Raw genomic sequence first — 3,755 nt, 5'->3', positions numbered from 1 at the left:
CAACCCAAAACTTCAGCAATTTCTAACTGTGTTTTTCCACTATTCAACAACAGCAAAATTAAAATACGTTCTCTAATATTTCCATTTTCTTCTATTTTTAAGGCTTTTTGAAGTATTGTTTTTTGCTCTTGTGTCAGATAATTTTTTGCTGGCATATTTCCTATTATTGGGTTATTTATTAATTTTTATTATACCAATTTAAATGCCGAACAGCTTAAATTAATAAGTTTATGGCAAAATTTGACCCAACTTTGAGCATGTAAGCCTATATAAAAACTGGACGGTGCGCGCCTCCCCAAGACCGCGCTGGATCACTTTTACCATCAATCCTATGTTCAAAACTCAAATACAAACGCTATATGAGTTGAATTAATGTGAAGAGGGATAAACCAAATTAGTACAGAAAGTGAAGAGGGATAAGGGACTTGCATGTAAAAAAAATACCAATTAAAGTAGGGTGGGCAAAGTTATCTTATCTAGAAGACTCATTTGAACCAAAATATTTTTGCCCACCCTACAAGCTATGTTCACAACTCAAATACAAACGCTATATGAGTTGAATTAATGTGAAGAGGGATAAACCAAATTAGTACAGAAAGGGATAGCCTGATATGGAGGTAACACTAATAACATGGATTATCAGTCTGACTTGCTTATTCCTAATCACATTTCTGATGTCAGTGCAACTTGTTGCTGTATTCAACCCTGGTGGTGAGTTGGCAATACTAAAAATACATGATAGTTAAGCTTACCATTTTGATCTTTAAATCTTTGATGAGCTTGAATTTGATACATTTGTGTTACTATATTATTGAACACTTCTTCATTCTTGGAATTCAGTTTACACAGTAGCCATAGTCTCGATTTTGTTGCGGGTAACTCCTCAAACCAATCTTCCATACTACCTTCTTTAAGTTTAGTTCTTGAAGAGGGTGGTCTAGGTGCTACTACAATTTCAGCAGAACCATGATCGTAGTGGAATAATGGTAAGGTATTTATCCAACTTTCTATAGCCCAAACCACAATGTCATCGTCTTTTTCATGTGTTTTAATCATGTGAACCATGCCTCGAAAATCTCGATGTAAATCAGCTCTGTAGTAGTTAGATAAACCATTAAATACTGCCAAACCGTACAAGAAAATTATGATTAAGGCAATGATAGTATTTCGATGCCAAACCTTGACTAAAGCTGATGCCAGGAGGATCAAAAAGTAGGGAACTGTAAATAGTAAGTATCGATCTAACCAAATTGAGAAGAAAAGATTAGAAGCTAAGAAAATTTGCATTACAGGTAGAAATCCCCAGGCTGCTACCCAAAGCGTTTTACTGGAATTTTCTTTCCTAAGTGCAGTAACTAAAGCTATACCTACCAAGATTATCAAGGATAAAGTGATTATTCTATAGACCCATATTAAACTATTATCTGGGTTTACATTATCTGCTAAAAAGGGTGGCAAAACTACAAATTCTCTCAAGAATCTGATGCAATTAACAATATTAGGAGATGGACGACTTTGTTGTACTGGGTCAGTTGAAAAATTCCTAGTCGCTGGGATTAGTTTTAACAGCAAAAGTGGAGACCAAACAACACACATGATTAGGAGCCATTTGGCAAACTTAATTACCACATTATATTGCCCACGAAACTTAATTATAACTAGGAATAAATCTGCAAAAATTAGAGTTACATTTAAGGGTAACGTTAAAATTGATATTAATCGAAATACTGCCCACCAAGCCATTGCAAAATTAGATGGACGCTCCAACACCTGAATCATAAATAAAGTACCCAATAGACCAGAGAATGTAGTTAACGAGTACATTCTTACCTGTTGAGAATGATAGACAAATAATGGAGAAAGAGTCAGTAAAATTGCAGCGATATATCCCTCTAGTTTAGAGCTTAAACGACAGCTAATTAAGTAGGTTAGAAAAATACTACCTATGCCAAAAAATGATGCTAAACTCCGCAACCAAGCATCGCTATTCCCAAATTTCATCCAGACACTGAGAAGTAGATAATAAATTGGGCGAATTAAATTTTGAGGTGGAAAACCTTTTCCTGTCTTAACATCTCTGACGCTGTAAAGCTCATCAATCCAAAGACTTTGCCTATCTATTTGGTGGTGATACAATATAAGAGCTGTTAACAGAATAAATAGTATAGGAAGCCATCTTTTTATTGGACTAAATTTTTCATATAATCCTAGTATTTTTTTTATGATAAACTGCATAATAAACTGACCTCATTAAGAATCATATTATAGCAACGTAAGTCATGGTAAACGCATAAATTGGGTAGTAAATATAACCTAAATAAGTGATTAAATCAGTTTTTTTAATTCGAATAAATTCCATACTAAAGGAGTTTTTTTTGTTCAAATTCGTTGAATTTGAACAAAAATAAAAGGAGGATTGCGTACGCAACCATAATCTAGAGTACTCTCAAATCGACCAAGGGTAAAACGGCCAATAATTGAGCAATGTTTTGGGCTTATTGAGAATCAACAGGTTGATTAGATATTTATTATACTATTGTTGAATTATTGACTGTAATTTTTGATACAAATTTAGATGCGTTTACCCTGCAACGAAAGGTAAGCATTCAGCCGTGAGCTTTTAGCTCACGCTACTTGAGGTGCTGTCAGCCGTCAGCTTATTTTATTCAAAAGCACCTCTGCATCGCTTTGCGTCAATTCTTGTCCACTGTTCCCTGTTCCCTGTTCCCTGTTCCCGACTTCTGCAAGAAGTCTAATGTCTTGATGCAGTCTTGATATACCTACTGCATCAAGACTCCCTATTCCCTACTAATTGCCTTAAAACAGACTAGAACCGATACTTCTCTTCAGCACTAATCCTAAGCCCAGAAAGCCCAGAGCCAGTAGACCCTGAGACGACATCGGTTCAGGCACTGGCACTGCTAGAGGCAGTGGACCATTACCTGTCCCGGATTGCGTATCGTTCTTAGCCGTGAACGTCCCAAATGGACCGATGGGGGGTTGTGTGGTTTGCCAAAAGAAAGAGATCGTTTCTGGAGTGTCAGCATTAGTACTCCAATCTGCTCCACCCACAACGCTCCAGACGAGAGTGCCATCTTGATCAAACTTGATTGAAAACTCCCCACTCGGTCCGAGTGCCTGCTTAGCTTCCCCAAAGCTATAGCCCGCAACGCCTGTAAAGCCTTCAGCTTTGAACTGCAACCCGAACTGATTGACATCATCAAACCCAAGTAAACCATCCGGTTGAGGGAAGGGGGGATCGTTAGGAAAGTCTACACCAGGGGTAACTTTGTGTATATAAGTGTAGATGGTTCCCGGTGGATTTAGGGGCGGCACACAACTCAGAAAACCAACAGGACAAGAAACGCTACTGGTCAAGTCCCCCAGGCTGTTGCCGTCACCATTGATCAGGGATGCATCTACTGTCGGACCCACTGGTCCTGTGATGGTTGCTCCCAGGGTCAGGTCGTCAAGGTTGATCGGGGTAATCGACGCAGCACTAACCCCTTTTGCCGAAAGATCGAACACACTCATTGCGATCAATGCGATCGCTAATTTACTAGTCATGATTATTTTTCCTCAGTAAAGTTTTCAAGTAAGCATATGCCCTACGCGCACGCTACGCGAACAGCAATCAGCATTCAGCATTCAGCTATTAGCCTATGGGCTACACGCACGCTGCGCGAACAGTACCGTAGCCAACGGCTGACGGCTGACGGCTGAATGCTTACGATTAACCGAAGGCTTACCTATTT

The 3,755-nt window shown here is 38.7% G+C and carries 2 protein-coding genes and 1 pseudogene; all 3 read right to left on the bottom strand.

Annotation, left to right across the window (positions count from 1 at the left end; translation table 11 throughout):
- Positions 1-155, bottom strand: a pseudogene (locus F6K20_RS28535) (IS630 family transposase); the annotation flags it as partial.
- A gap of 544 nt (positions 156-699) precedes the next feature.
- Complete coding sequence (locus F6K20_RS28530; protein ID WP_287255902.1) at positions 700-2,235, bottom strand: glycosyltransferase family 39 protein; 1,536 nt, start codon at positions 2,233-2,235, stop codon at positions 700-702.
- Between the two features lie 582 nt (positions 2,236-2,817).
- Entirely contained in the window at positions 2,818-3,567 is a 750-nt protein-coding gene (locus tag F6K20_RS28525; protein ID WP_287266253.1) for an exosortase, PEP-CTERM interaction domain protein, read from the bottom strand.
- Positions 3,568-3,755: the final 188 nt, after the last annotated feature.

It is taken from the genome of Moorena sp. SIO2C4 (assembly GCF_010672485.1).
Classification (GTDB): domain Bacteria; phylum Cyanobacteriota; class Cyanobacteriia; order Cyanobacteriales; family Coleofasciculaceae; genus Moorena; species Moorena producens.
The sequence above is the reverse complement of the archived record's forward strand: the minus strand, read 5'-3'. Positions and strand labels throughout refer to the sequence as shown.